Source organism: Bradyrhizobium diazoefficiens USDA 110, from assembly GCF_000011365.1.
Lineage (GTDB): Bacteria > Pseudomonadota > Alphaproteobacteria > Rhizobiales > Xanthobacteraceae > Bradyrhizobium > Bradyrhizobium diazoefficiens.
In genome coordinates, this window is sequence record NC_004463.1 from 939,780 (window position 1) to 965,251 (window position 25,472).

Annotated in this window: 20 protein-coding genes; 5 read left to right on the top strand and 15 right to left on the bottom strand. The window is 58.9% G+C overall.

The genetic code is table 11. From position 1 onward, the window contains the following. Positions 1-510: 510 nt before the first annotated feature. Together BJA_RS04405 and BJA_RS04410 are read right to left on the bottom strand one after the other, a co-directional pair. Positions 511-891: a hypothetical protein gene (locus BJA_RS04405; RefSeq protein ID WP_011083691.1), complete on the bottom strand. Its 381-nt coding sequence runs from the start codon at positions 889-891 to the stop codon at positions 511-513. A 44-nt stretch (positions 892-935) separates the two neighbouring features. Continuing rightward, a complete protein-coding gene (locus BJA_RS04410; protein WP_011083692.1) occupies positions 936-1,925 on the bottom strand; it encodes a site-specific integrase in 990 nt (329 codons plus the stop codon). Between the two features lie 379 nt (positions 1,926-2,304). Between BJA_RS04410 and BJA_RS04415 the strand changes: the two genes are divergently transcribed. Both BJA_RS04415 and BJA_RS04420 read left to right on the top strand, forming a co-directional pair. Next, the gene (locus BJA_RS04415; protein ID WP_011083693.1) at positions 2,305-4,872 is read left to right on the top strand and encodes an RNA-binding domain-containing protein; all 2,568 of its coding nucleotides are present in this window, start codon (positions 2,305-2,307) and stop codon (positions 4,870-4,872) included. 36 nt (positions 4,873-4,908) lie between these two features. Continuing rightward, entirely contained in the window at positions 4,909-6,099 is a 1,191-nt protein-coding gene (locus tag BJA_RS04420; RefSeq protein WP_162494046.1) for a hypothetical protein, read from the top strand. A 646-nt stretch (positions 6,100-6,745) separates the two neighbouring features. On the opposite strand, the gene BJA_RS04425 is transcribed toward BJA_RS04420, so the two are convergent. Genes BJA_RS04425 through BJA_RS04435 form a run of 3 tightly spaced genes read right to left on the bottom strand, consistent with a single transcriptional unit; the run spans position 6,746 to position 10,112 of the window. Then, entirely contained in the window at positions 6,746-7,636 is an 891-nt protein-coding gene (locus BJA_RS04425; RefSeq protein WP_011083695.1) for a plasmid partitioning protein RepB C-terminal domain-containing protein, read from the bottom strand. Next, complete coding sequence (locus BJA_RS04430) at positions 7,633-8,547, bottom strand: plasmid partitioning protein RepB C-terminal domain-containing protein (RefSeq protein ID WP_011083696.1); 915 nt, start codon at positions 8,545-8,547, stop codon at positions 7,633-7,635. Before BJA_RS04430 ends, BJA_RS04425 begins: the two co-directional genes overlap by 4 nt. Then, positions 8,544-10,112: a recombinase family protein gene (locus tag BJA_RS04435; RefSeq protein WP_011083697.1), complete on the bottom strand. Its 1,569-nt coding sequence runs from the start codon at positions 10,110-10,112 to the stop codon at positions 8,544-8,546. Before BJA_RS04435 ends, BJA_RS04430 begins: the two co-directional genes overlap by 4 nt. A 68-nt stretch (positions 10,113-10,180) precedes the next feature. Between BJA_RS04435 and BJA_RS04440 the strand changes: the two genes are divergently transcribed. The 3 genes from BJA_RS04440 to BJA_RS04450 all read left to right on the top strand — a co-directional run bounded on the left by BJA_RS04440 (position 10,181) and on the right by BJA_RS04450 (position 12,283). After that, on the top strand, positions 10,181-10,552 hold the full coding sequence (locus BJA_RS04440; RefSeq protein WP_011083698.1) for a hypothetical protein: 372 nt from the start codon (positions 10,181-10,183) through the stop codon (positions 10,550-10,552). 186 nt (positions 10,553-10,738) lie between these two features. Continuing rightward, the gene (locus BJA_RS04445; RefSeq protein ID WP_011083699.1) at positions 10,739-11,413 is read left to right on the top strand and encodes a response regulator; all 675 of its coding nucleotides are present in this window, start codon (positions 10,739-10,741) and stop codon (positions 11,411-11,413) included. A gap of 555 nt (positions 11,414-11,968) precedes the next feature. Further along, positions 11,969-12,283, top strand: coding sequence for a hypothetical protein (locus BJA_RS04450; RefSeq protein ID WP_133414999.1), 315 nt, complete (start codon positions 11,969-11,971; stop codon positions 12,281-12,283). Here BJA_RS04450 and BJA_RS43950 read toward each other — a convergent pair. From BJA_RS43950 to BJA_RS04505, 10 genes are all read right to left on the bottom strand, one after another. Next, positions 12,249-12,479 carry a metallophosphoesterase gene (locus tag BJA_RS43950; RefSeq protein ID WP_011083701.1) on the bottom strand — a complete coding sequence of 77 codons (231 nt, stop codon included), beginning with the start codon at positions 12,477-12,479 and terminating at the stop codon, positions 12,249-12,251. The genes BJA_RS04450 and BJA_RS43950 overlap by 35 nt on opposite strands. 37 nt (positions 12,480-12,516) lie before the next feature. Further along, on the bottom strand, positions 12,517-13,428 hold the full coding sequence (locus BJA_RS04460; RefSeq protein WP_162494047.1) for a hypothetical protein: 912 nt from the start codon (positions 13,426-13,428) through the stop codon (positions 12,517-12,519). 183 nt (positions 13,429-13,611) lie between these two features. Beyond that, positions 13,612-14,502: an HNH endonuclease gene (locus tag BJA_RS04465; RefSeq protein WP_244423862.1), complete on the bottom strand. Its 891-nt coding sequence runs from the start codon at positions 14,500-14,502 to the stop codon at positions 13,612-13,614. Between the two features lie 579 nt (positions 14,503-15,081). Next, the gene (locus BJA_RS04475) at positions 15,082-18,192 is read right to left on the bottom strand and encodes a bifunctional diguanylate cyclase/phosphodiesterase (protein ID WP_038965178.1); all 3,111 of its coding nucleotides are present in this window, start codon (positions 18,190-18,192) and stop codon (positions 15,082-15,084) included. Positions 18,193-18,365: 173 nt separating this feature from the next. Continuing rightward, a complete protein-coding gene (locus BJA_RS04480) occupies positions 18,366-19,451 on the bottom strand; it encodes a branched-chain amino acid ABC transporter permease (protein WP_171463731.1) in 1,086 nt (361 codons plus the stop codon). Next, positions 19,448-20,458 carry a branched-chain amino acid ABC transporter permease gene (locus tag BJA_RS04485; protein WP_011083706.1) on the bottom strand — a complete coding sequence of 337 codons (1,011 nt, stop codon included), beginning with the start codon at positions 20,456-20,458 and terminating at the stop codon, positions 19,448-19,450. Before BJA_RS04485 ends, BJA_RS04480 begins: the two co-directional genes overlap by 4 nt. After that, a complete protein-coding gene (locus BJA_RS04490; RefSeq protein WP_011083707.1) occupies positions 20,455-21,177 on the bottom strand; it encodes a branched-chain amino acid ABC transporter ATP-binding protein in 723 nt (240 codons plus the stop codon). Before BJA_RS04490 ends, BJA_RS04485 begins: the two co-directional genes overlap by 4 nt. Then, positions 21,174-21,938 carry an ABC transporter ATP-binding protein gene (locus BJA_RS04495; protein WP_011083708.1) on the bottom strand — a complete coding sequence of 255 codons (765 nt, stop codon included), beginning with the start codon at positions 21,936-21,938 and terminating at the stop codon, positions 21,174-21,176. Before BJA_RS04495 ends, BJA_RS04490 begins: the two co-directional genes overlap by 4 nt. Positions 21,939-22,116: 178 nt before the next feature. Next, positions 22,117-23,301, bottom strand: a complete 1,185-nt coding sequence (locus tag BJA_RS04500; protein ID WP_038965179.1) for a substrate-binding domain-containing protein — start codon at positions 23,299-23,301, stop codon at positions 22,117-22,119. Positions 23,302-23,412: 111 nt separating this feature from the next. Next, positions 23,413-25,461 carry an acyl CoA:acetate/3-ketoacid CoA transferase gene (locus tag BJA_RS04505; RefSeq protein ID WP_011083710.1) on the bottom strand — a complete coding sequence of 683 codons (2,049 nt, stop codon included), beginning with the start codon at positions 25,459-25,461 and terminating at the stop codon, positions 23,413-23,415. Positions 25,462-25,472: the final 11 nt, after the last annotated feature.

Genomic DNA, 25,472 nt, shown 5'->3' on the forward strand with positions numbered 1-25,472 from the left:
GCCGTCTCCGGCGGCGCAGCCTTAGTCGCGAAGTAAAGACCGCCTCCGGCCCGCGCTGGTTCGGCGGCTCTCCCAGGTCCGAACAGACGGGACCCTCACCTTTACGCCCCCCGGCCGGACCAAACCCCCGGCGGAATCAATAGGCGTGACGCAGGATTCGTTATTTGGGCTCGGCCGCTATCCGACAGCGGTCGGCAACCTCAACGCGCCAGTGGGCTTCTAATCGAAATCCTTGCGAGATAGCGAGCAGGTGGTCGGACAGCAAATCTTGTTGCACGAGGTTTTTCGCCCGAGCGGCTCGAAAATGCCCCGCTTGGGCTTCTTCGCTGCCTAGACGCCAAACTCCCGCCACACGAAGTGCAGCCGTTCAACAGGGCAGCGGGGAGGGGCAATGGCCAAGGATAAGGGATAAATGTCCGGTGGCGCCAATGCGCAATGGATTGGACTTCAGAAAAAAGTTCTAGGACTTCGCTTGTCGCAAAGCCCTAGAGCAACAACCGCAAAAGCAGGCTATTGAAATCTGTAGCCGCCGATCGCGCAAAATTCGCTTGCTGTATCATTCATCATCGAGCTGCTTTCGGCACCCATTTTGTAGCGATAGCCCACGACAGTGCCGTTCCGCTGCGTTACTGACCCCAAGACAGTCTGAAAACCTACATAGCCACCGTAAGAGTTCTTGGCGTTGACTTGGAAGCAGTAGTCAGGGGCGTCAGCTTGAGCCTTGATCAGATTGGGCCATCGATATTGAGCGGATAGTGGATCCTTTAACCGGCTCCCATACGTGCTCGTGATGATCTTCTTCTCAGCATCCGTCAGCGGGCGTTGTTGGGCGTAGCTAGTGCGGCCCGGAATGGTGGCTATGACGACGAGTGCAAGTGTAGTTCTGAGCATTCTCTCTTTTCCTGTTTGCTCGGGTGGAATGAGTGGATGGATCGCTATCCAAGGCGAGCGACCAGATCGACCGCGCGCAGGTGCGTATAGCGTTGCAGCATCTTGAGCTCTCGATGTCCCGAGATCGCGCTGACTTCGGCGATGTTGAGACCTTTCTCGAAGAGCCGGGAAATTGCCTCGTGGCGCAGATCGTGGAAGTGCAAATCTGACATCCCCGCGCGGACTCGAAGATGCTCGAACGCCAAACGCACCGAATTCCCGGTCATGGAGAACACTCGATCGTGTCTTACGCCGGCGCTTCGCAGCTCCTGCAGAGTCTGAACGGCGCGGCATGACAAGGGAACGTCGCGGCTGTCGCCATTTTTGGTCAACGGCAAATGGGCGACGCCTCGCTTGAGGTCGATGTGCTCCCACCTGAGGTCCAATAGTTCGCCTCGCCGCATTCCCGTCTCTATGGCGAGGATGATCAGCGGCTTAAGCAGCGGAGTTCGGCCGCGGTCGCAGGCGTCGAGCAGACGTTGCTCTTCGCCTTCCTTGAGCCTGCGGGTCCGACCACGCGGGACTGGTGGACGTCGGACCAGCTTGACCGGGTTGCGGGGGACCCAGAGACCCCACTCGCGGGTCGCAACCTCAATCGCGTGCGAAATGGTATTAAGCTCTCGGACGACGGTCGCAGGCGCCACCGTTTTGAGCCGTTCGTCTCGATAGCCTGCGACGTCCGAACTCGTCAGCTTGGCGAGCGTGCGGTGCGATATGGGGCAGCGCACAATCGAGTTGATCCGAGCCTTCTCGGAGACGGCCCCACGCTTGGCAGGCGTCACCTCGTTGGCGTAGCGCGAAAGAAGCTCCCCCAGCGTCGTCTTCTCGGCAGCGCGTGTATCAGCCACCCAGCCAGACCGGTCAGCTTCCGCCTCTAGGTCACGCGCCCAACGTTCCGCCGCGGTCTTAGTGTCGAACGACTTGGCCCGTGGAGGGACCCCTCGCCGACGCACCTGCGCCTGCCAACGCCCTCTGAGTTTTCGAATAGTCGCCACAGTCGCTTGCTCGGATCACCTTGTTTTCTCGATACAAGGACGCCGGCGACTCGGTGCCAAGGATTATCCCGGCGCGGTGCGGGAAATGTGGGGTGTGCCGCTTCTGTGCCTATTCCAAGCTACTGTCTGAGCCAGGTTGCGGAAAAGCCTTAGGGATCAATGGGGACCGGACGGCGTCTGTTGCGGTCGCGACGGAGCCACGTTGCCGTGGTGAGGCAACGCTCTCTCGGATTTAAGAAGGATCAACGGCCGTAGGAATTTTGCGCTGGTTAGTCAAAAGAGGGGGTTGAACTGTCCTGACGATTCAAGCAGGGGTTACAGTTCCCTTTATTGCTCGCGAATCATTCGGTTAGCAAAACTAGGTAGCTGAGATAACAGAATGGTCGATCAGATCTATGATGTAATCCGTCGTGGCGAGCTCCCGAGCGAGAGGTTGCCCTTTCTCAGCTATTTATTGGAAGATTCGGAAAAATTCATCTCGCAAGAGGGGCCGGTTTGGGATTTCAAGAGGGAGTGGCCGTTTTCATATTCGGACGACTTCTTTTGCGGAATCGCTCGACTGGTATGTGCATTCGCCAATTCGGATGGCGGAATAATCGTATTCGGTGTTCACGACACGGAGCGAACGGCCGGCCACAACAAAGTCGCTCCCAATATGGACCGCCTTCAGCAAGCGCTAAACCAGCTCCTATCAGAAAAGCCAAGCCTCAAACTTCGCCGCTATGAGACCGGCACGGCCGAGGCGGTGGACGTATTACTTGTCTCACCTCACGATGCCTCTGCAATGCCTTTGCGGTTTTTGAAAACCGTCGGCGACTACAAAGCCGGCGTGATATGGGTGCGCCAAGGTCACGAAGTAGTCGCAGCAGAGCCACGCCACATCGCCAGTCTCTATTGCCGGATCGATCGGCGGGGGACCGGTAATCAGGACGACGATGGGATGCTGGGGGGTGGACTGCCCCCAAGTCCGTCAACAATCAGAAAATTTGTGGGGCGTATTCAAACGGTGGACGACGTGTTCCGCTGGTTGAAACTGTCTGACGAGCCAAGGAATTTTCTTTACGGCAAAGGTGGCTCGGGAAAAACAACAATCGCGTATGAGGTTGCTCGAACTCTACGTCTCGCGGGCCCTCAGTTTCGAATAAATGGAGGTGAAACTCTCGACAACGTCATATTCGTTTCCGCAAAGCAGCAGATGCTCAATGTGATGTCGCAGACTGCCGAGAAGTTCGTTGGTCTCGATTTTTCGAACGAGCGAGAACTATACGAGGCAATCCTTGCCTTGGGTAGTTGGACCTCAGAATCTCTAAGTGAGCTAACGCTCGCACAGTTGAGAGAAGAAATTCGTCAGTTCTTTGATCTGACATCCAACTTTCTGGTCATTGACGATGTCGACACCCTCACCACCGAAGGGGTCGAGGCGGGATTCGACTATCTTTACGGAGTGCTATGGAGATCGAAACGCAAGTCCAGGATTCTCTATACGCTACGGAATGCTCCGACTCACTCACTCGCTAACGCGATAGAAGTTCCGGGGCTTGAAGCCGGCGACTATGAGGAGTTTGTAAAAGTCTGCGCGGCGCAGTTTCGCGTCCCAGTGCCGGACGCAGGTTTCGTTCAAAGCAAACTGTCCGCAATCTCTGAGCGACGACCCCTTGTGATCGAAAGCATCGTCGCGCTCGCCCGAACAGCAGGAAGCTACAAGCGGGCCGTCGAACTCTTCGAAGAGGGGGCGGGTGAAGATGTTCGGGGTTACGTGTTTCAACGAGAGTGGAATTCTCTACCTGCCGACAATCATGGGCGGTATGTTTTGGCGGTTCTCGCACTACACAGCGACCCTGTCGGTTTCGCAGACATAGTCGCTCTAACTCGTTATGAAACTGGACGAGTGCGCGATGCACTGGCTGCTGTTCGTGAGATGTTTTTGCAGGTGGCTGAGGTTGGCGAAGAGGCGACATATCAGCTTGGCTCTTTGACACGAGCGTTCGTATTTGAGCAGTCTAAAAAGCTGGACCAATATCCCGCTCTGAAAGAGAGAGTGGCGAAATATCGTCGAAGTTTCTTCCCCGACAATCCGGTCCTATCCCGTCTCCGACACAGAGCGGAAACGTTGATCTCGAAAGGTCGTCGGTTCAATGACAAGGACGCGCTAAGGCAAGCGCTCGCCTTGACAGTGGATAAGACGCTTGCACCCTCCGTTACAGAAGATCCAAGGTTCAACTCGCTTCAAGGGTTTGTATGCGCAAGTCAGGTGCCGCCTAAACTCGATGACGCGCGTGTCTATTTTGGACGAGCCTTCGCGATGAAGTTCGAGCCCGATATCGACCAAATTACTTCGTGGTATTTCGCAGAGCGCGATTCTGGTCACGGATTGGAGCAATCGTTGAAGATTGCCGACTTCGTCTCCTCGGGCAAGACATACGATGAGGATACGAAGTTCGTCTTTTTAAGCAGGAAAGCCACTCTGTTGTTTAATCGTGGCAGAGAAAACATACATTTTGATCCCTCCCGTGGTGCCCAGGATTTGGAAGCCGCTCTGAATTTACATCTCGTGTGCTACGAGAAGGCATTCGAGGGCGGGTCGAACCGGCTCAATAAGGTCGAGGAATACGCCCGTAACTCTGCATTTGTTTTGTTTCAGTTCTTCACCGGAAATCACCGACGAGACGACCTCTTCGCAGCTATCGTCCGGATTCTCGGCGGCGAGAACCTAAAGTTTGACCCTTTGGAGGATCCTCTTGGAGCCGCGGTCAGCTCGCTCGCAGGCGTTCGAGGAACTAGAGCCGAGCTGCAGAAATGCATTGGCCGACTGCAGCAGATTGCAAAGCTGATAGGCCGGGAAACTGGATGGTATGATCGCTTTGCCCGGGAGCGGCTAGTGCAGCAGATTAGCTCCTCGGTTGCGGAACTTAACCGGCAGGTGGGCGCCTTAGGCAGGCGGAATTAACTTCTTCGTTTGTTTTAAGGCTAGGAGCCTCTTGGAATGACATCTCGACACGGCAACCCAATCTTTTATCAGGATGGTCGACCAGCGATTCCTCTTACAAATCTCAGGCTTGGACAACGAGGGCACGAGGGAGATCATCGCGAGGAGTTTCTCCAGACCCTAGTTTATGATCACCCTGACGTAATTCCCATGGCGGAAATCGAGCCGGCCTATCGACCGTTGGTCTCAGTCTGCACAGAGCTTAATACTTCAGCCGGCTCTGTAGACAACGTATGGATCACGCCCGAGGGCGGGCTAATCCTCGGAGAGTGCAAGCTTATTCGTAACCCTCAGTCGCGACGAGAAGTTGTGGCGCAGGCACTTGATTATGCTCGCGCTGTGACCGGATGGCACTTCGAAGATCTGCAAAACGCCGCGCGAAACGCTCGTAAAGATCAAGCTTTCTCTCTTTGGAACCTGGTCAGAGAGCAGACAGACCTCCAAGAGGAACAGTTTTGCGATGCGATCGAACGGCGATTGCGATTTGGTCGCATTATGCTTCTTATTATCAGCGACGGAATTCATGAAGGTGTTGAGGCGCTAGCTTCCTATCTTCAACTTCATGCCGGGGTGCATGCCAGTCTGGCGTTGCTAGACCTCTCGATTTGGGAGGGCGTCGGCGGCGGATATTTGATTGTCCCCAGAATCCCATTGAGAACAGTATTGGTTGAACGAGGAATTGTGACCTTGGAAGGCGAGAGAGGGCGATTCATCGCTCCTCAACCGGCTTCGTCGTCAACGAGTATGCTCAAAACGGCGACCGCTTCAGAGTCGGAATTTTATGCTCAGTTGGACCAGCGATTGCCCGGCCAAGCCGACAAGCTCAAGGGCTTTGTGCTCTCACTGAAACCATTTGGCATCGAGCCCGAATTCGGCAAATCGCTCTTTCTGAGATGGCAGAGCCAAGATGGCTCAACTCTCTCTGCAGGCACGATCGAACCAACTGGTAGCATTTGGCTCCTGAAGACCGTAACCGACGCTAGAATTGCCGGTAATCAAGAAGCTGCCGAGCGATACTTGGAGAAGGTGGCGAGTCTGATACATGGCTCTGTGAAGCGATACGAAAATGGAACAATCGATGTTCGTGGTTCAGACGACCGCTCGATCAGATTGCCAACACTCCTTCAGTTTCCAGCCGAATGGAAAGACGCGATCGCTAATCTGGTCCGCGACATTTCAGGAAAGTGAGTTGGGCTCTTTTAGCTCCAACGGAGCGAGCTTTTATCATCCGCGCAACTGAAGTTGGCGGCGTGCTCTTCAGAGTATCTAGATCTGAACATCTAGGATCCGCACTTCACCTCGTAAAGCAAGCCCACGAGAGAGTATCAGAGTAGGTGACAGATGACGGACGAACAGCAAAGCTACGTGCCGTGTGAGGCAAAACGTCCACTTGTGGCTTGAGTGAGCCTGGAAGCAGCGACGTGCTCAGGCGGCTAGAAGTCTTTGCCTGTATGATCGTTTGTCAAATCAAGCGCCAATTCAAACTGGCAACCTCAATCGTGCCGTGGACGTGCCAGAGCCGATGTCAACAGGACTACCAATCTAGGAAAGTCTTGATAATCATTGAGAAGTTCGGTCAGAGGGCGTTGCCCTGCCAGAGCCACGGTCCATCTGACCTGCTCAAGCCGGAGTGCCGGCCGTCCGAGCGGCCGGCACTCCGAACTAGTTGCTATAGCCAGCGAAAGCTCGCCGGCCTGATGGGCTCCGCGCGGGTTCGCCGCTATCCCCATCGCCACGATTGCTCCGCCTCCAAGTGCGGCTTCTCCCGTGGTCCCCGCGCTTACTGGGTCCGGGTCCCCTCACACGCAAAAGGAGACTTCAGCATGTCTCGCAGTCATGCCGTCGTCTCAACGATATTCCTGAATTCGCTGAAGAATTCGGGGTGGCGCCTCTCTAGATATTTAGCAACCTTTGTGTTGTCGACGAGTTTGGCCAAGTAACCTCTAAGCACCGTAAGGTGCAGGTGGTCTTGGCCGTAGGTGTCCTGGATAGATGTTATCGCCTGCTGGAGCCTCGAGAGCTCACCTTCCATCCGCGAAAGAGCTTCTGCAGTCATGCCCTTTATCCGTTTCGGCGTAGTCGAGTTGACGAGCTGCGCTTGAGGTGTGCCGGCAAGTATTGCCGAGGCGTATCCCACCGAATAGTTATTTGCGTTGATCAGAAGCTCTGCCATCTCAATTTGCCGTATCGGAATCATCTTCCGCAATACGTCGAAGACTGCCATCGGGCACATCTTATCCTTGAGAAGTGCCACGGCCTCTTCGCAGATGCCTTCAACAAGCGTTGCCTTGCGGACCAGGCTACGCACGTTGATGCTGAGCGCTCTGGCAATCTTCTCTTTTGGGACATGGCGTTCGATCGCTTTCGCTATCATTCGCTGTTCCTGAATAGCTGACAGCCGGCTTATCCGCTTGTTGTAGGTGAAGGCCTCGTCGTCGTTAGACAACAGGCATTCCACTTGCGTTTCGCCAAGGTCCTTCAGTGCTTCAATCCGAAGATGTCCGTCGAGCAAAAGAAACCTATCGGTCGCCTGTTTGTCTCGGCAAACAACCGGCGGTTCAACCATGCCGATCTCTCTGATAGAACAAACAATTTGTTCGTATTTGCGGCTTGATTTCACGGCCTTCCCGATCGCCCGGACAGGCAGGATAGCGGCGATATCGATAAGGACGGCATCTGAGCTAAATGCCTGCACTATCTCACCCGGATTGAAGTATCGATTCATTGGTTTGGCCTTGCTGTGAGTCGTTCTTGTAAGATTGATGGCATCATCGCGAGGTCTTCGGCCTGCAATAATCTGACGAAGTCCGTGTCTTCGCGGAGGGCTCGGATAGCCTCGACCACAAACAGCAATCGGTTCTGAGTTACTTCGGCTTTCTTGATCAATAGGCGCTGGCGATCGGCCTCCTGCCGATAGACCCTAATCATGGATTCGCTCGTGAGGGGCCTCTTGGAAGGCGGCCGCCCAAAACTCTGACCGTGCAAATGTTTGCCGCGCCTTTGGCGTTGTTCGATGACGCGCCTGACCGCAACCAACTTGCTGCCGCGCAACTTCTTTTCCGTATAGGCCTGTGTTAAAGCGCGTTGAACCTCATTGTCGTCACACCGGGCGATCTCAATTGCCATATTGAGAGGCAGAATACCGGTTTCGACAGCATGGACGAGGCGTTCCTCCCCTTTTGAGAGGAGTGTGCTGATCATCCGAACGTAATCGGGACTGACCCCGATCTTGCGAGCAATTTCTCTTTCATCGTAACCGCGACCTCGTAGGGTGTTGATCTCGTCCAAGAGATCGATTGCGCGGTGATGACGACGAGCGCAGTTTTCGACTAAGCTCATAACGAGACAGTCGCTCTCTTCTGCATGAATTATGATAGACGGAATCTCTTGCTGACCTAGTTGAAGGAACGCTTCTATTCGGCCTTGCCCGCATACCAGATCATATCGATAAGGTCCCTCGGCCGAGGTGCATGGGCTGACGGTGATGGGGCGCTTGAGGCCAACTTTCGCTATGCTCTCTACAATATCCTGAAAATTTCGTTGATTGCGCGCCCGAGGATTTAGAATACGAATCTCGTTGATCGGTATGGTTTTGATCTCTAGCCCGGAACCGTCCGTTGTGTTTCGCGTAGTCATGCGACCTCCTCAAAGGGGCACTGTCTCGCTAGGGCATACAGCGAATCTAACGCGTCAAATCGATATGCATCCAATTGAAGCGCGTTGTCCTGAGCAAGCTTCAGCCTCGACGCCGTAAGGTCGAGCCAAGGAAAAACGTAGTAGTCCAATATCTCTGAGTTCGAGGTAGACAAGCGGACTGCGATCGTAAGATCTGGGACGAGACTCGTGTCAAACCTCACATGCCAACGATATCCGCCGCCGGAAATGCACGCTCGCGCGATCACGACGGCTGCCGTGAATTGATCGTTTATGGTTAGAAGCTGATTTTGATCAACCGCGATACGACCGCCAGCTAGCTCGAAGCCGCGAAGTATGGTGGTGACAATTGCGGGGTGAGTATCTCTTATCCGGCGGTTTACCTCGATATACGAATAGTCGCGATCCGGAATATATCCGATTAGACTGTATGCCCTGATCAGACTGCCAAAGCGATGCCGATAGGCGCTCGCCGAAGGCATATCCTCTCGCTCGTCGATAATGAGCCCGGAAAGATAGCCTTCGTCCTTCAGAACCTCCTGCAGTAGAGCCAGTAGTTCCTCGTCAGAATAGTGAGCGCTACGAGTATCGATGATCGCGCGAGCTCTCTCAAAGAGTTCGCGGCTGACCGCAGGTGGAAATGCGGCCTCGGCTCTAACCCAGGTATCTGGACTGTTTACAACGCGCTTCTGTTTGAGCTTGAACGAGACGCGGTTGAAGACGTTGTTACCGATATACTTTTCGTTGGTGAGGATTTGGTGGACCGAAGCTCGTGTCCAAGGACGCCCCAGATCTGTGAGAGTGCCGGCTAAGTTAAGCCGTGTGGCGATCTCGTTCTCGGACAATCCTTGTTCAACAAACATCTGATAGATGAGACGAACCCCCTCCACTTCCTCTACTGGCCCGAGGGTAAGGACAACTCGATCTGTCTGAAGGCTTTTCCGATCTCCGCGGCTCAGCATTGCCTTCGGCACGCGATTTTCGTCAATCAGCTGACGCCTAAGACCAAACCCAGCGGGTCCTCCCTGTCGGAAGCCTAGCTCGACCAGTCTGCATTGGCCGGCGAAGACTTTCACGGATAGTTCTCGGCTATATTCGCCGGCCATCACCCGCTTTACGCTTTTAAGCAGGACCGATCCAATGCTGCCATCATTGTCAAATTGTTCGCCGCAATAATGAACACGTATTCCGGCACGAGAGCAGACGTATTCGTAGTAAGCCCCCTCATCTGCGTCTTGGAAGCGTCCCCATCGGCTGACATCGTAAACAAGAATAGCTGAAAAGGCTGCTTGGCCAGTCTGCACTTCGTGCATAAGGCGTTGGAGGCCTTCTCGGCCATCAACTCTTAGGCCGCTTCGGCCCGAGTCTTCAAAGGTCTCGACAATTCGGAACCCGCGGTTTGCGGCATATCTTTCAATCGTCTCAAGTTGGTTCTCGGTCGAATACTTCTGATGGTCAGTTGACATGCGGACATAAGCAGCTGCGCGCTTAATGTCGCCATCGCGTTCTTCGGCTTTGAAAAGTCGACGTATCAAGCGGCGCCCCATCGTTTCCCTTTTCGTGCCGTCACGTAGCGGCCGCCGGGCTCAACGATCATAAGAACCAGGGGGAGGGAATGTCGTTTCCAAAAAAGGGCAAGATGTTTCCTGGTGAGCAGAATGATGGCCTTGGCGTCGAACGTGGAACTCATTCCAAGTTCTTCGCGGCGAAGGTTGCATCTGCACTAAACGAGGAGCTTGGAAAGACCAGTGCGCATGTGAAGATCGTCGCGGCTTGGACAGGAGCCAATGAGCGCACCGTGAAGAATTGGTTCGCTGGACACTACGGTCCGAGCGGAGACCATCTGGTTACGCTGATCAAACATTGCGACGCGGTATTAATGGCAGTTCTTTCGATGGCCGATCGTGATCAACTCCTCATTGGTGCAAAAATTGGAGACATCGAACGTCGCCTAGCCGAATTGCTAGAGATCCTGCGGCGACGGTAAGAATATATTTGCGTAGTGCTGCAGGCGCTCTCAAGTGGCCTCGTCAGACGAACCCCCTAGAGTTAGATAGCTCGCGAGAATGATGCCAGGTTCTCTGCGAATTTGCAGCGAACCCCGTTACTGAATGGTCGTGGACGGATGCACTGGGATCCTCTAGCTTGAGTTGCGCGCGGGGCGGGAGGACATATGAAGTCGGCTGCGGTTCTAATATCCGCGATAGCGGGGCTCTTGTGGCCGCTCATCGCAATCGGAATTCTAGTGACTTTTGGACGCTCTTTTCTGGAGCTTTTGCGGTCCGCAAAATCGAGAAAGTTTGCGCTAAAGATCGGCGGTCAAGAGCTCTCGATGGATGAGGCGAATGAACAACAGCGTGTGCTCATTCAAGATCTGCAGTCTAAAATAGTGCAAATCGAAAGCAGAATCGAAGCGATAGGAAGCACGGCCTTAACGCCACCGAAGACTGAGATCGCTCGACGTGAACCTGTCGACTTATCCAAAGTGTTGTGGGTAGACGATGAACCAAAGCATAATAGCTACTTTGTGGACACGCTAAATCGACTAAACGTCCAAGTTGATATAGCCGAAAGCACTGCCGATGGACTGATCAAATTTAACAAAGAGCGATATGACGTAGTGATTTCCGACATGGGTCGCCGAGAGGGAGGCAGGTATAATCGGCGGGCTGGCTTGGAATTGTTGAGGGTAATTCGTGAAAGAAACTCAGATACTCCGTTCTTCATTTTTTGCAGCACACGAAGTGTTCACGAGAACAGGGATGAGGCGATGAAACTGGGCGCAAACGGGATAACATCATCGGCTACGGAGCTCTATTCATTGCTTAGATTGCCGATAGTAGAGTGAAGTCGATGGTGCGGTCATATGCGTCGTTGTCATCGACGATGACAGCCTTCGACCAGTCGTCGCCGAATAGCTAGCCGCCACCGGCGCGTGGCGGGACAGTCAAAGGAAAGAATGCAGTGCCTAAGTTCAGGACTTTCTACGGCTAGCTGCGAGCGCAGAGGCCTTATAACTGGACCAAGCGTTTCTGACGCCAACTATGTCCGCAGCAGGCGAGGTGTTCTGAGCAATGCGGATCGAAATTGAAATCTATCTCTCCGACGATCGCTACCGGAAGCTGGTCAAAGCGCCGGTCAAGTGAGCCATGCCCGTTCGCAGGCAAGGTCACTACGGACGAGATCATGATGGCGAGACCGGGGACATTGGGCCTGAGCACCATCGCGGCGAGGCCCGTAGGAGTATGAGCGATCGTCGGCTGTAACATTTCGTGACCGGCAAGCCTAGGTTCACCGACTATACGGCAAAACCAGAGCTCGAAGCGCGCGGGCTCTCTCATCCGGTCCTCCTGGCTGTCTCGGCCCAGGAGGGTTTCCCATCTCGGAGACAAAGGAGACCACTGTGTCGGGAGATACCAAAGTAGAGCGCACCTCCAGCACGAACGCGAAACCTGATCGCCGCCATTCTTCTACAATTCTCACCGATTTGAGAAATCGCCTCGTCAACCTTTGCAGTGAAAATAGTCGAGATGACCTAGCTGATGCTGCTTATCTTCTCCATCAATTGGCCAGCACTAACCTTGGCGCGATGCAACCTCAGCGCAAAAGAATGATATCTATTCTCGCCAACGACGACGATCTTTTGAAGACAGCAGAGCACCTGGAATTAGTCTACCAAGCGCTCACCGAGCGACAGGTTGGAACGGCGCTGCACTGACGGGTAAGCTGGCGGCCTGCCGCATTAACAAGTCGAGGACGTCCTGGCTTTCCGATCCTCTGTCGACGTAGTCGCCCAAGAGGATAAAGCGGGCATTTCTCCCACAGCGAACAGTGTCGCACTGGGTGAGGAGCGACTGCAGCTTGCCCGAGCAACCGTGAATATCGCCGATCGCGAATGTTATGGAATCATCCACAACTGTTCGTGACTACGCTTCCTCACTCGATTGTCAATCAGAGAGCTAGGCCCTTCGCCGTGCCTTTGAATCTAAAGCGATCGATGCCTAACTCGTTCTGCTCAAATAGCTTCTCGAGTTTTTTGCGCAGCGTATTGCCATCCTTGTCCTCGCGGTCGCGCTGATCTGCAGTGAAATCATATACCAGCAGGCCGATAGTTGTGCCCGTAACGTTAATTTTGGCGCCAGCGGCCACGTCGCGAGTCGTTTGGGCAATGGGCCGGGAGCCATTGCTCCATTTTCCCATATCCAGGAGGTTCTTGGCCACACACGAATAGCTTTCGGCGATATCGGCGTGATGAGCGGCGATCACCGCCCGATATTCTTTGACCTGTTTAACGACCTCACCGGTTTCCAGCTCAGGGTTACTGAACGTTTTCGCTTCCCAAAATACCAGATCCACGCCCGTATCCGCTTTTTCAAAGCTTGCAACATCCATACGAGGAAGTTTCCTGAGAACGTCGGAGACGGCGGCCGCATTGATCGCAATTTCTACGTCGACAATTGTGGGATTGGAGATCGCAATTTCGTGCACGCCCTCCTTTTCACGTCCCGAGTAAAGTGCGGCAGCCTTCTTGAGTCTTTCAAGCGTCGTGACGCCTTCATAGTCGCGCGTCAGCATCGTCTCTGCAGCTTTGCTCAGGTCGAAGCTTCCGCCGATGAGCGAAATCTGACCCTTAATGCCTGGATTCAAGAGATATTTTTGATGCGTTGAGGCGGTCACCGTTCCGGCCTTGAAAGAGACTCTGAAGATGGATTGCCCCTGCCAATAGACGTTTAGGTATTCATCCCGAATTCCGATGATGAGCGAGTTGTCGGCTAAGACATCCCTCCACCAGCTATCTTGCTGAGCCAGCGCTTCAAGCGCCTTGAGAAATGATTCGTTTCGAATTCCGCGCCTGAAGATCATTCTAAACATCCCACCATTCACCGTCATTGCGGCAAGTAACGTTGCTAAAAAAGTTCGAGAAGCTGTCGCCTTCGAACGTATGAATCGGGATCAATCTGTCAGGACGGAGTGCATTTGCAAGGCGCTTGAGGCCGATGATGCTCAACACGCTTTAATCTGGTTTTGGCAAGAGGCGCATTGCTGTCACGCAACAGACTTGTAGCGCTCGAAACGCATAGCCAATCGATCTCTGTCAGGATGGTCTTTCGCCCTGCCCGGCAGGCGAATGTTCCTGCCGTTCAATTGTTTCAGTGCTTCTAACATCGGGCCGTCATTTTGCCCGAGAAGCCGATCTGACACATGCAAACGGAAGTCCGGATCGATTCCAATTAAGTGCGCGTCGAAAGCCGCGTGGTGGATTTTCGAAAGGGGAATTCCATTCGTGACCACGGGATGTCCAAGCCGCTCGTCCTTATCTGCAATGATGTGCGCCGCGTCGAGCAGCAGGGGCTCGGGTAGGCCAGAAAATGCACAGCGTCCATCGTAAGCCGAAATTACCGCCTCTCTAAAAGTAGCTTGATGCAGTCGCTGCTTGACCGTGCGAAGCGCATATCGCCGCTCCGCGCTGTCCGAGGGGGGAGCCAGCTTCTCTGGATTAGGTCCAAACGTAATCCGGGCCTTCAAGGCTTGGCCATCCCAGCCAGAGATGAAGGTGGGAAGAAGGGCTTGGTAGCGGCCAGGTGCTATCCCGAGGAAATAGACGACCGGGATCTGGTTCTCGTATGCCTCCTTCAACCAGCGATTATCCGCGGCGTCCGGATTTTTGCCCATGAACGCGTAGTCAATTGCTTCATCACCATAGAAGATCTGACGTTGGATGTCCCTCTGGTCATCATACCAGACCTTACCGCCCGGCTTCGGAAATACTGTCTTGATCGACAATAGGAACCGCATCTGATGAGGTTTAAAAATCCCTCGCTGGGGATTGACCAACGGGATGCGTTCTCCTCGAAAAAGAAAACCGGGCTGTAACTCGGTGGCGGTCAGATGGTCGTGAACTTCATTTAACCCTCGCACGCGGTCGAAGGCGGCCATTCGCATTGGCGTGTCGAGATTTGACGTGTCCATCCGGTCGATTGCTGGCAATTTGAGGTTTGGACCCTGCCATAGCTCGCGCAAGATTCGAAGTGCTACCTTTAGGCCGAGCCAGGTCTCGGATTGGTCTCTTAACGGCTTGAGGGTTGGTTCGGGCGCTGCGAAACGTGGCCCGGGTGTGCCTTTAACGCGGAAACGACGCTCCCGCCGCTACAAAAGCTTAGATCTAAAGGGATTGGGCAAGCACCGGTCTAGCTTCGGAGGGCAACGCTCTATCCAGCTGAGCTACGGGTGCAGTGGGCCTCATTTAGCCGATTGGCGAGGGGTGGGCAACCGCTTCCGCCGTGTTCGGCCACGTTGATTTGCGGGCAATGCGGCCAGGAACCGGCAGGCTGTCGCAGCCAAGCCGTATTGCCGCATAAAGCGCCTGGTCGGCCAGGCCCAGCAGCCGGTCGGGGGTGCCGTCGGCCTCGCCGGGAATGTGGCTGGCGACGCCGACGCTGAGTGTGACGTGGTCGCCGGCTTCCTGGCGCTATGGGCGATCCGCAAGGCCATGACGGCGATGCGGATCTCGCCATCTCAGGCCACCGCCGCCACCGGAACGGCGTGGCTCGGGCCGAACAGCTTTCGCACCTCGCTGGCGGGCTTCGGCGCGCTGAACAGATAGCCCTGCATCTCGGTGCAGCCGAGCGCGCGCAGCAGCTCGCGCTGGGCCTCGGTCTCGACGCCCTCGGCGACCGTGGTCATGTGGCTCGCGGCGGCGATGTTCACCACCGCCTGCACGATCACGGGCGCGCCGCTCGTCTCCGCGATGTCGGCGACGAAGCAGCGGTCGATCTTGATCTTGTCGAACGGGAAGCGCTTCAGATAGCTCAACGAGGAGTAGCCCGTGCCGAAATCGTCGAGCGCGATCCGCACGCCGATCGCGCGAAGCTGGTGCAGGATCGCGAGCGCCGCCTCGTCGTCGCGGATCAGCACGGCCTCGGTGATTTCGAGCTCGAGCCGGCGCGGATCGAGTCCGGAGGCGGCGAGCGCGCCGGCGATCCTGAGCGCCAGCGTGTCGCATTTGAGCTGCACCGGCGAGACGTTGACCGCAACCCGCACATGCGCCGGCCAGGTCGCGGCTTCGTTGCAGGCCATGCGCAGCACCCAGTCGCCGAGCTCGTTGATCAGGCCGGTATCCTCGGCGATCGGAATGAACTCCGCCGGCGAGATTCCGCCGCGTTCGGGATGGCGCCAGCGCAGCAGCGCCTCGCAGCCGGAGACCTCGCCCGAGCGCAGATCGACCAGCGGCTGATAGTGGATCTCGAAGCCGCCGTTCACCAGGGCCTGACGCAGATCCTGCTCCATGGTCAGGCGCGCCTTGGCGCACGCGTCCATTTCCGGCTCGAAGAAGCGGTGGGTGCGGCGTCCCTCGGCCTTGGCGCCGTACATCGCGAGGTCGGCGTTCTTGATGAGTTGGTCGAGATCGTTGCCGTCCTGCGGCGCCAGCGCGATGCCGATGCTGGCGTCGGTGGAGAGCTGGTGGCCGAGACAGTGATAGGGCTGCCGGATCGCCTCGTAGATCCGCGTCACGAAGGACAGCACGTCGGCACGGGACTGGATTCCGGTCTGGATCACCGCGAACTCGTCGCCGCCGAGCCGCGCGATCAGGTCGCTCTTCTTGAGGCAGCCACGGAGGCGGGTGGCGATCGCCTTCAACAGCTCGTCGCCGACGTGATGGCCGAGCGAATCGTTGATGCCCTTGAATTCGTCGACGTCGATGTAGAGCAGCGCGAACTGCCCGCCGTCGGCGACCTTCGCCAGCTCGCGTTCGATCTGCTCGCGGAACAACGTACGATTCGGCAGGTCGGTCAACGCATCGTAGTGCGCCATATGCGCGATCTTCTCGTGGGCGCGCCGCCGCTCGGTGACGTCCTCGACAACATTGATGATGTAGCGCGGCTCGCCGGACTTGTCGCGAATGCCGATCCGGGTCGAGGTGATGTAGCGCCGTCCGATGGTCGGGGTGCTCCAGATGTGCTCATCCAGAAATAGTCCGTCCGGCGATTGCAGCAGCTTGTCGTCGTCCCGGGTGATGATCTCGGCGGCGTCCGTCGGATAAAGGTCGAACGCGGTCTTGCCGACGATCGTCTCGGGGGCGGTGACGAGTTGCTCCTCGGCCACCTCGTTGGCCAGGAGGTAGCGCCGCGTGTGGGCGTCCTTCACGGTGATGCGCGAGGGAATATGGTCGATGATCTCGCGCAGGAAGGTGTGGTTGCGATCGCGCTCCTGTTCCAGGTTGCGGCGCTCGGTGATGTCTTCGATCGTGGCGACCCATCCGCCCTGCGCGAGCGGGGTGTTGATGACCTGGAAGGCGCGGCCGTTGGCGATCTGATGGGTTCTCGTGGAGACCGTGCCTTCGGCGACGGTCCTCATGACGTCGTCGCAAAATTCCTCGACGTCGCCGTCGAACGCGTCACGTTCCTTGCGATGGTACATCGCCTCGCGGATGTGACAGCCGGGCTTGATGACGTCGTGGGAGAGGCCGAACATGTCGGCGTAGCGGCGGTTGCAGGTGACGATGTATCCGGCGGCGTCGTACAGGATCAGCCCTTGCGACATGTTGTTCAAGGCCGTGTCGAGCCGCAGCCGCTCCGCTTCGATTCCCTCCTGGGCTTCGCGGTTCTGCCGGTTGATCTGGCGGATGATCAGAAAGAGGATCAGCGCGATCACCACGGCCGAAAGCGCGGCCGTCGTGACCATGAAGCCGGTCTGCTGCCGCCAGTCGGCAAGCGCCGCCGCCGTGGTGTTGGTGGCAACGATGACCAGCGGGAAATGGTTCAGCGACGCGGCTGAGCCAAGCCGCTCCTCGCCGTCGACCGGGCTCCTGACGCGAAGCGTTTGATGGCCGCCCTCGGTCAGCACCTTGTGCATCAGCGGCGCGGTCTTGAAGCTCCTGCCGATCAGCTCCTCGACATGCGGATATCGCGCCAGCATCTTGCCTTCGCGATCGAACAGCGAGATCGCCGTGCCTTCGGCGAGCGCCACGGATGCGAAATAGTTCTGGTAGCTGTCCGGATCGATCCGCCGGACCATCGCACCGACGAAGGTGCCGTCCGGCAGGCTCAGCCGGCGTGCGACGACCGTGGTCCATTTGCCGATGATGAAGCTGCGGACGGACTCCAGCAGCACCGGTTCGGCCATCGGGTCCGATTTGAAGGTCTGGAAGTAGGCGCGCGAGGAGATGTTGATCTTCGGCAACGGCTGGGCCCGCGACCAGTTGATCAGTTCGCCGTCGGCATCGTAGATCGCGATGTCTCCGAGATAGGAGACCGAGCTGACCTTGCTGCGCAGCATCTGGTTTGTGGCAGGTCCGTACATGCGCTCGCGGAACATCCCGGGCGAGGCGATGCCCGGCAGGTTCATCTGCCCGATCAGATCGGCGGCGACGACGTCGGAATCCTCGAATTGCTGATCGAAATGCCGCGCGATCAGCTGCACTGTGTTTTCCAGCTCGCGCTCGCGGTTGGTGAGGGTTCGCTCGCGGAATTCGCCGACGGCCATGGCGGTCACGGCGAAGATCCCCGCGACCAGCAACACGCCGCACAGGGTCAGCCACAGGACAGGACCACGCCGCGCCAAGGCCGCCCAGCCGTTCTTCGCGGCTAAGGACATTCCGGCTGCCACCGTGGAAAAGACCTGGCGCATTCCCCCTCCCTGGAGGAACATGAATACACCGCACAAATGGCCCAAACCTTAGGAAAGCCGGTTACCTGAGCATTAATGCGGTTGCACGGCCAGGCCGCATGCAGCTGGGCGGGAATCGCTCCGCGGTTGCGCGATGCGCGTAACAATCGCTGCGCTGCATCACTAACGGCAGCTTAATGCGAGGCGCCCGCGCTCTTGTCGCCGCCGCCACTGCGCAGCCGTCCGACCACGCCGGTCGGGAAGAAATAGACGCTGGCAATGAACAGCAGCCCGAGCCACAGCAGCCAGCGGTCGGGATGCAGAAGTCCCGGCAGCAGCGGCAAGCCGGCTTCCGACGCCGCCTTGGAGGCGACGCCCATCAGCGACTGGAGATAGTTCTGCGCGAGGATGAAGATGGTGGCGCCGATGATCGCGCCGTAGATCGTGCCCATGCCGCCGATCACCACCATCAGCAGGATGTCGAGCATGATCGAGAAGCTGAGCGAGGTGTCAGGGCCGGCGTAGCGCAGCCACAATGCGTTCAGGATGCCGGCGCTGGCGGCGACGAGGGCCGCGAGGCAGTTGGCGTAGGTCAGGTGGAACACGGTGCGGAAGCCGAGCGCCTCGGCGCGAAAACGGTTCTCGCGGATCGCCTGCAGCACACGGCCGAACGGCGAGTTCACCACGCGCAGCAATGCGAGGATCATCAGGGCCGAGATGGCGAGCACGAGGTAATAGGTGAGAATGCGGCCGTTGACCTCGAAGCCGAACAGGTTTCTGGAGATCAGCACCGTGCCGGGGCGCAGCAGTTCGGGCAGCTGGAAGCTGCGGCCATCCTCGCCGCCGGTCAGCCAGGACAGCTGCGAGGCCAGCACCTGGAAGGCGGAGGCGACCGCCAGCGTGATCATGGCAAAGAAGATCGCTGCGACCCGCAGCGAAAACAGTCCGATCGCGAGCGCGAGCAGGGCCGCCAGCGGCAGGCCGACGACGATGCCGGTTGCGACCGCGGCCCAGTTCGGACCCATCCCGTACAGCGCGATCGCGATCGCGTAGCTGCCGATGCCGTAGAACATGGTGTGGGCGAACGACACCGAGCCGGTATAGCCGAGCAGCAGGTCGTAGGAGGCGACCAGCGCGGCGAAGACGCAGATCTTGGCCGCAACGTTCAGCGCCTTGGCACCGGGAAACAGGAACGGCGTCGCCGCAAGCGCCAGGATGATGAGGACGAGGACGAGCGTGAGAACGCGGCTGCGCGGCGGATCGCCTGAGAGGATCATCATCGGCTGGTCACCGCATAGAGGCCGCGCGGCCGCCACATCAGAATGGCGACCATCAGCAGGATGTTGGAGACGAGGGCGAGTTTCGGCACCAGGAAGCCGCCGTAATTGGCGACCATCGCCACCAGGATCGCGCCGATGAAGCAGCCGCCGATCGACCCGAGGCCGCCGATGATGACGACGATGAAGATCAGCACGGTGAGGTCGTCGCTCATGGAGGCGTGGACCTGCTCGCGATAGAGCGCCCACATCACTCCGCCGAGGCCTGCGAGCGCGGAGCCCGTCATGAACACGCCGAGGAACAGGCGGCGGATGCGATAGCCGAGCGCCTCGACCATCTCGCGGTTCTCGACCCCGGCGCGGATCAGCAGGCCGAGCTTGGTGCGGTTGAGCACGAGCTGGATCGCGATGAAGACGGCAAGGCCGATCAGCGTCGCCAGCACGCGGTACTTGGCGATCGCGACGTCGCCGAGGATGAAGGAGCCGCGCAGCGAGGTGGGCAGCGGCATCGGGATGATCTGCGGCCCCCACAGCGCATAGAGCGTCTGCTCGGCGACGATCAGGCCGCCGGTCGTCATCAGGATCTGCTTCAGATGCTGGCCGTAGACCGGCAGGATCAGCACGCGCTCGACGACCAGGCCGAGCGCGCCGGACACCGCCATCGACAGCAGCGCAGCCGGCGCCAGCACCGCGAGGTTCATCCAGAGCGAATCGGCCTGAATGGACGCCGCAAACGGTGCCAGCACCAGGGTTGCGACATAGGCGCCGACGGCGATGAAGGCGCCATGACCGAAATTGAGCACGTCCATCAGGCCGAACACCAGCGTCAGCCCGGAGGCCATGATGAAGATCATCATGCCCATGGCGAGGCTCGCGGCGGTCAGCGTCAGCCAGGTGCTGGGCGAGCCGACCAGCGGGATCACCAGGAGGGCGAGCGCGATCGGCAGCAGGATCGGCGCGATGTCGCGCTTCGGCTTCGGCAGCGGATCGTTTGCGGCAAGTTCTGTCACTGATGCGCCTCCAGGCTCAGGCCGAGCAGCCGCTCCTGCAGCGGCACGTCGGCGGCGAGCGCCGCCATCTCGCCGCGATGAACGATGGTGCCGTTGTCCATGACCAGCACGTTGTCGCCGAGCTCGCGCGCGGCAAAGAAGTTCTGCTCGACCAGGAGAATGGTGGCGCCCTTGCGCTTGATCTCCTTCAGGCACTCGATCAGCGCCATGACGATGGCGGGCGCCAGCCCCTTGGTCGGCTCGTCGATCAGCAGCAGCTTGCGCGGCTCGATGATGGCGCGCGCGATCGACAACATCTGCTTCTGCCCGCCCGAGAGGCTTCCCGCGCGCGACAGCCAGAACCGGCGCAGCGCCGGGAAGAAGCCGAAGATCCAGTCGAGCTGAGCGTCGTCGAGCGGCCCGTCGCGGGCCGCCAGCACGAGGTTCTCCTTCACCGTGAGATCGGAGAACACCGCCATGCTCTCGGGCACGTAGCCGACGCCGAGCCGGGCGATGTCGGGCGTGGCGCGGCTCTCGATGCGCATCCCGGCGAGGCTGATCTCGCCCTTCGAGGCCTGCCACAGGCCCATGATGGTGCGCAGCGTCGTGGTCTTGCCGGCGCCGTTGCGGCCGAGCAGCATCGTGGTCTGTCCTTGCGGGACGACGAGATCGATGCCCTGGAGGATGTGATAGCGGCCGATATGGGTGTGCACGCCGGAGAGTTTCAACAGCTCGGTCATGCTGCGCTCTTCGGTGCGATGCCGAGATAGGCCTCCTGCACGATCGGCGAGGCGATCACTTCGGCAGGTACGCCGTCGGCGACGAGCTGGCCGTTATGCAGCACGATGATGCGGTCGGCCAGCGAGCGCACCACGTCCATCTTGTGCTCGACCAGGAGAATGATCTTGCTCCTGTCCTGCTTGAGCTGCGCGATCAGGTTGAGCACGACAGGCACCTCGTCGATGCTCATGCCGGCGGTCGGCTCGTCGAACATGAACACCTTCGGCTCCAGCGCGATCATCAGCGCCACCTCCAGCTTGCGCTGGTCGCCATGCGACAGCGCGGTTGCGGCGACGCCGCGGCGGCCACCGAGCGCGACCTGGTCCAGGATGGCGTCGGCGCGCGCGATCAGGTCGCGGCGGACCATCCACGGCTGCAGCATGTCGTAATGGGTGCCGTTCGCCGCCTGTACCGCGAGGCGGACGTTCTCTTCCACGGTGAGGTTCGGAAACAGGTTGGTGAGCTGGAAGGCGCGTCCGAGGCCCGCGCGGGTGCGCAGCGGCGCGGAATGCTGGGTGATGTCGGTGCCGTCGAACAGGATGCTGCCACTCGATGCGCGTAGCTGGCCCGAGATCAGGTTGAAATAGGTGGTCTTTCCGGCGCCGTTCGGCCCGACGATGGCGGTGAGCTCGCCGGGGCGGAACGTACAGGAGACGTTGTTGACCGCGACGTGGCCGCCGAAGCGGATGGTGAGGTCGCGGGTTTCGAGAGAGAGCGTCATTCGATGTTTCGACCGAGTTTGGCGAATAAAATGGAGATGTATCCGCGATCACGCTGCGCTCCCTCCCCCGCTTGCGGGGGAGGGTTGGGGAGAGGGTGTCTCAGCAATCGAGAACCCCCGAGCGAGAAGAGCCCCCACCCGGCCTCCCCCGCAAGCGGGGGAGGTGAAGCAAGAAAGCTCAGCGCTTGTTGCGGACGGGAACGTCCATGTCTTCGATCTTCAGCTCGCGCACCGGCTCGAGCACGGCCCAGGCGACGTTCGGATCGACCTTGACCTTGAAGTGATACATGCTCTGGAGCGCCTGATGGTCGTCTTTCCGGAACACCATCTTGCCCTTCGGCGTGTCGAACTCCAGGCCTTCCATCGCCGTGATCAGCTTCTCGGTGTCGGTCGACTTCGCCTTGGTGACGGCGGCGACGACGGACATCGCGGCGGCGAAGCCGCCCGCGGTGAAGAAGTCCGGCGGCGCGTTGAAGCGCTTCTGGTGCTCGGCGACCAGCCAGTCGTTCACCGGGTTCTTCGGGATCTCGTAGAAGTAGTAGGTGGCGCCTTCCATGCCGGGCAGGCCCTTATAGGCGGCGAGTGCCGGCAGGATGTTGCCGCCGGTGGAGAGCTCGATGCCGTAGCGCTTCGGATCCATGTCCTGGAGCTTGGCCAGCGGATTGCCGGCGCCGGCCCAGATCACCCAGATCACCTTGCGGCCCGGCTTGTCCTTCAGCGCGTCGAACAGGCGCTGGCCGACCGCGGTGAAGTCGGTGGTCGAGGTCGGGGCATATTCTTCGGCGGCGAGCGTCGCGCCGGTCTTGGCGAGTGCCTCCTTGAAGGTGGCGACGCCGTCGCGGCCGAAGGCATAGTCCTGCGCCAGCGTTGCAACGGTGACGCCCTGCTTGCCGATCGCGACCGCATTCGAGATCGCGTCCTGCGAGGAGTTGCGCGCGGTGCGGAAGATGTAGCGATTCCACTTCTCGCCGGTAATCTGGTCCGCGACCGCCGGCTCGACGATCAAGATCTTCTTGTTCTCCTCGGCGACCGGGAGAATGGCAAGCGCTGCGGCCGACGATGTCGTGCCGATCGCGATATCGGCCTTGTCGTCCTGATAGGCTTCCGCGAGCGCGGCCTTGGAGAGATCGGGCTTGCCCTGGTCGTCCTTGGTGATGACGACGATCTTGCGGCCGTCGAGCGTCATGGTGCCCTTGGTGGCGTATTCAAAACCCATCTGCAGGCCGGTCTCGGTCTGCTTGGCGTAGGCCTCGAGCGGACCGGTCTTGCCGTAGATCAGCGCGACCTTGAGGTCGTCGGCCCGAGCGGAGGTGCCCGCGGCGAGGGCGAGGATGGTTGTTGTTATGATGAGTGATCGACGCACGATGGTCCCTCCTGATTCAAAGTTTCTCGGTAACAGCGAGTTGCACAACGTTACGAACATTGCAATTCATCCTTCCGGCGGACTGCGCCGGCACATGAGCATGCATCATTTTTAGGCCTGCCGTGTCACGCGCGTGTCGCCTGATGCGGCGGGTCTGCCGGCAGACTCGATCTGCCGCCAGTACGACTGTGCCTCTTCCGCGCTCTCGAAGATGTGCGGCGCGACGCCGCGCTTCTCCAGGGCTTCGCCGAGCTTGATGCGCAGGAAGCCGGACGTGGTGTAGCGCGACACGCCGGAATAGAAGCGGTCGACGAGGCTGCGCACCATGGCCGAATAGTCGTCCATCAGCTCCGGCAGGATCGAGAAGTTGTCGTAGTTGACGATGGCGTAGACCCGGCGGCCGAGCGGGGCGAGCTTCGCCTCGACGAGCGCCGCGATCGCATCGATCTCGGCCTTGCTGCGCAGCGGATAGCGTTCCAGGTTGACGAAGAACAGGTTCTGCTGCTCGTCGAGCGTGAAGCGCTGGTCGAGCGGAATGGTCAGCAGTCGCTCGCGCAGGTCCATGGGGCCGTCGCGGAAGATGCGGGTGTCCATCAGGATAGGGTCGCGCGGGATCAATGGCTTGAAATCCATCAGGCGCAGGATGTCGCGCTCGATGTCGATGCCGGGCGCTATTTCCATGAGCTCGAGCCCGTCGGGCCGCAACGCGAAGACGCAGCGTTCGGTGACATAGAGCACGCGCTGCCCCCGTGTCGCGGCGAAGGGGCCGCTGAAGGTGACGTGCTCGACGCTGTCGACGAATTTACGAGACCTCGCCTCGTCGAGGATGGCGAGCTTTCCGTCGTTCACCGCAATGCGCTGCTTGCCGGCGCCGAACGTGCCGACGAAGACGACCTCCTTGGCGTTCTGGCTGATGTTGATGAAGCCGCCGGCGCCCGCGAGCTTCGGCCCGAACTTGCTGACGTTGAGGTTGCCGGCGCGGTCGACCTGGGCGAGCCCGAGGAAGGCGGCATCCAGGCCGCCACCGTCGTAGAAGTCGAATTGATACGGCTGATCGATCACCGCCTGGGTGTTGATCGCCGCGCCGAAATCGATCCCGCTCGCCGGGATGCCGCCGATCACGCCGGGCTCCGCCGTCAGCGTGATGAGATCGATGATCCGCTCTTCATTTGCGACCGAAGCGATCCCTTCGGGCATGCCGATGCCGAGATTGACCACGCTATTGGCCTTGAGCTCGAGCGCGGCGCGCCGGGCGATGATCTTGCGCTCGCTGACCGGCATCACGGGCAGGGAGGCGGCGCGGACCCGGATCTCGCTCGAGAAGGCCGCATTGTATTGCGTGCCGAAGGTCTGCCAGTGGTTCTCAGGTCTCGCCACGACGACGCAATCGACGAGGATGCCGGGAATCTTGACCTGGCGCGGATTGAGGCTGCCGCTCTCGGCAACGCGCTCGACCTGGGCGATGACGATGCCGCCGGAATTATGCGCCGCCATGGCGATCGCGAGCGCCTCCAGCGTCAGCGCCTCCTTCTCCATGGTGAGATTGCCGTCGGGATCGCCCGTCGTGGCGCGGATGATCCCGACTTGAATCGGAAACGTCCTGTAGAGCAGGCATTCTTCGCCGCCGATCTTGATCAGCTCCACCATGTCCTCGGTGGTGCGCGCATTCAGCTTGCCGCCGCCATTGCGGGGGTCGACGAAGGTGCCCATGCCGACGCGGGTGATGTGGCCGGGCCGGCGCGCGGCGATGTCGCGGAACAGATGCGTGATGACGCCCTGCGGCAGGTTATAGGCCTCGATCTGATTGGCGATCGCAAGCTGCTGGAGCTTCGGGGCAAGGCCCCAGTGCCCGCCGATCACGCGCCGGACCAGGCCTTCATGCGCGAAATGATTGAGGCCGCGATGCTTGCCGTCGCCCTGGCCGGCCGCGTAGACGAGCGTCAGATTGCGCGGCTTGCCCTGCGTGTAGGGCGCATCGCCCTCGTGTGAGAGATAGAGCTCCTCCAGTGCGATCGCGATCTCCTCGGCAAAGCCGATGCCGACGAAGCCGCCGGTCGCGACGGTGTCGCCGTCGCGGATCAGCATGACCGCTTCGGCCGCCGTGACGACCTTGCCTTTCTCGGAATTGCGCAGATAGGGCAGAGCTGGATGATGGCTCACGGCGTTCCTCC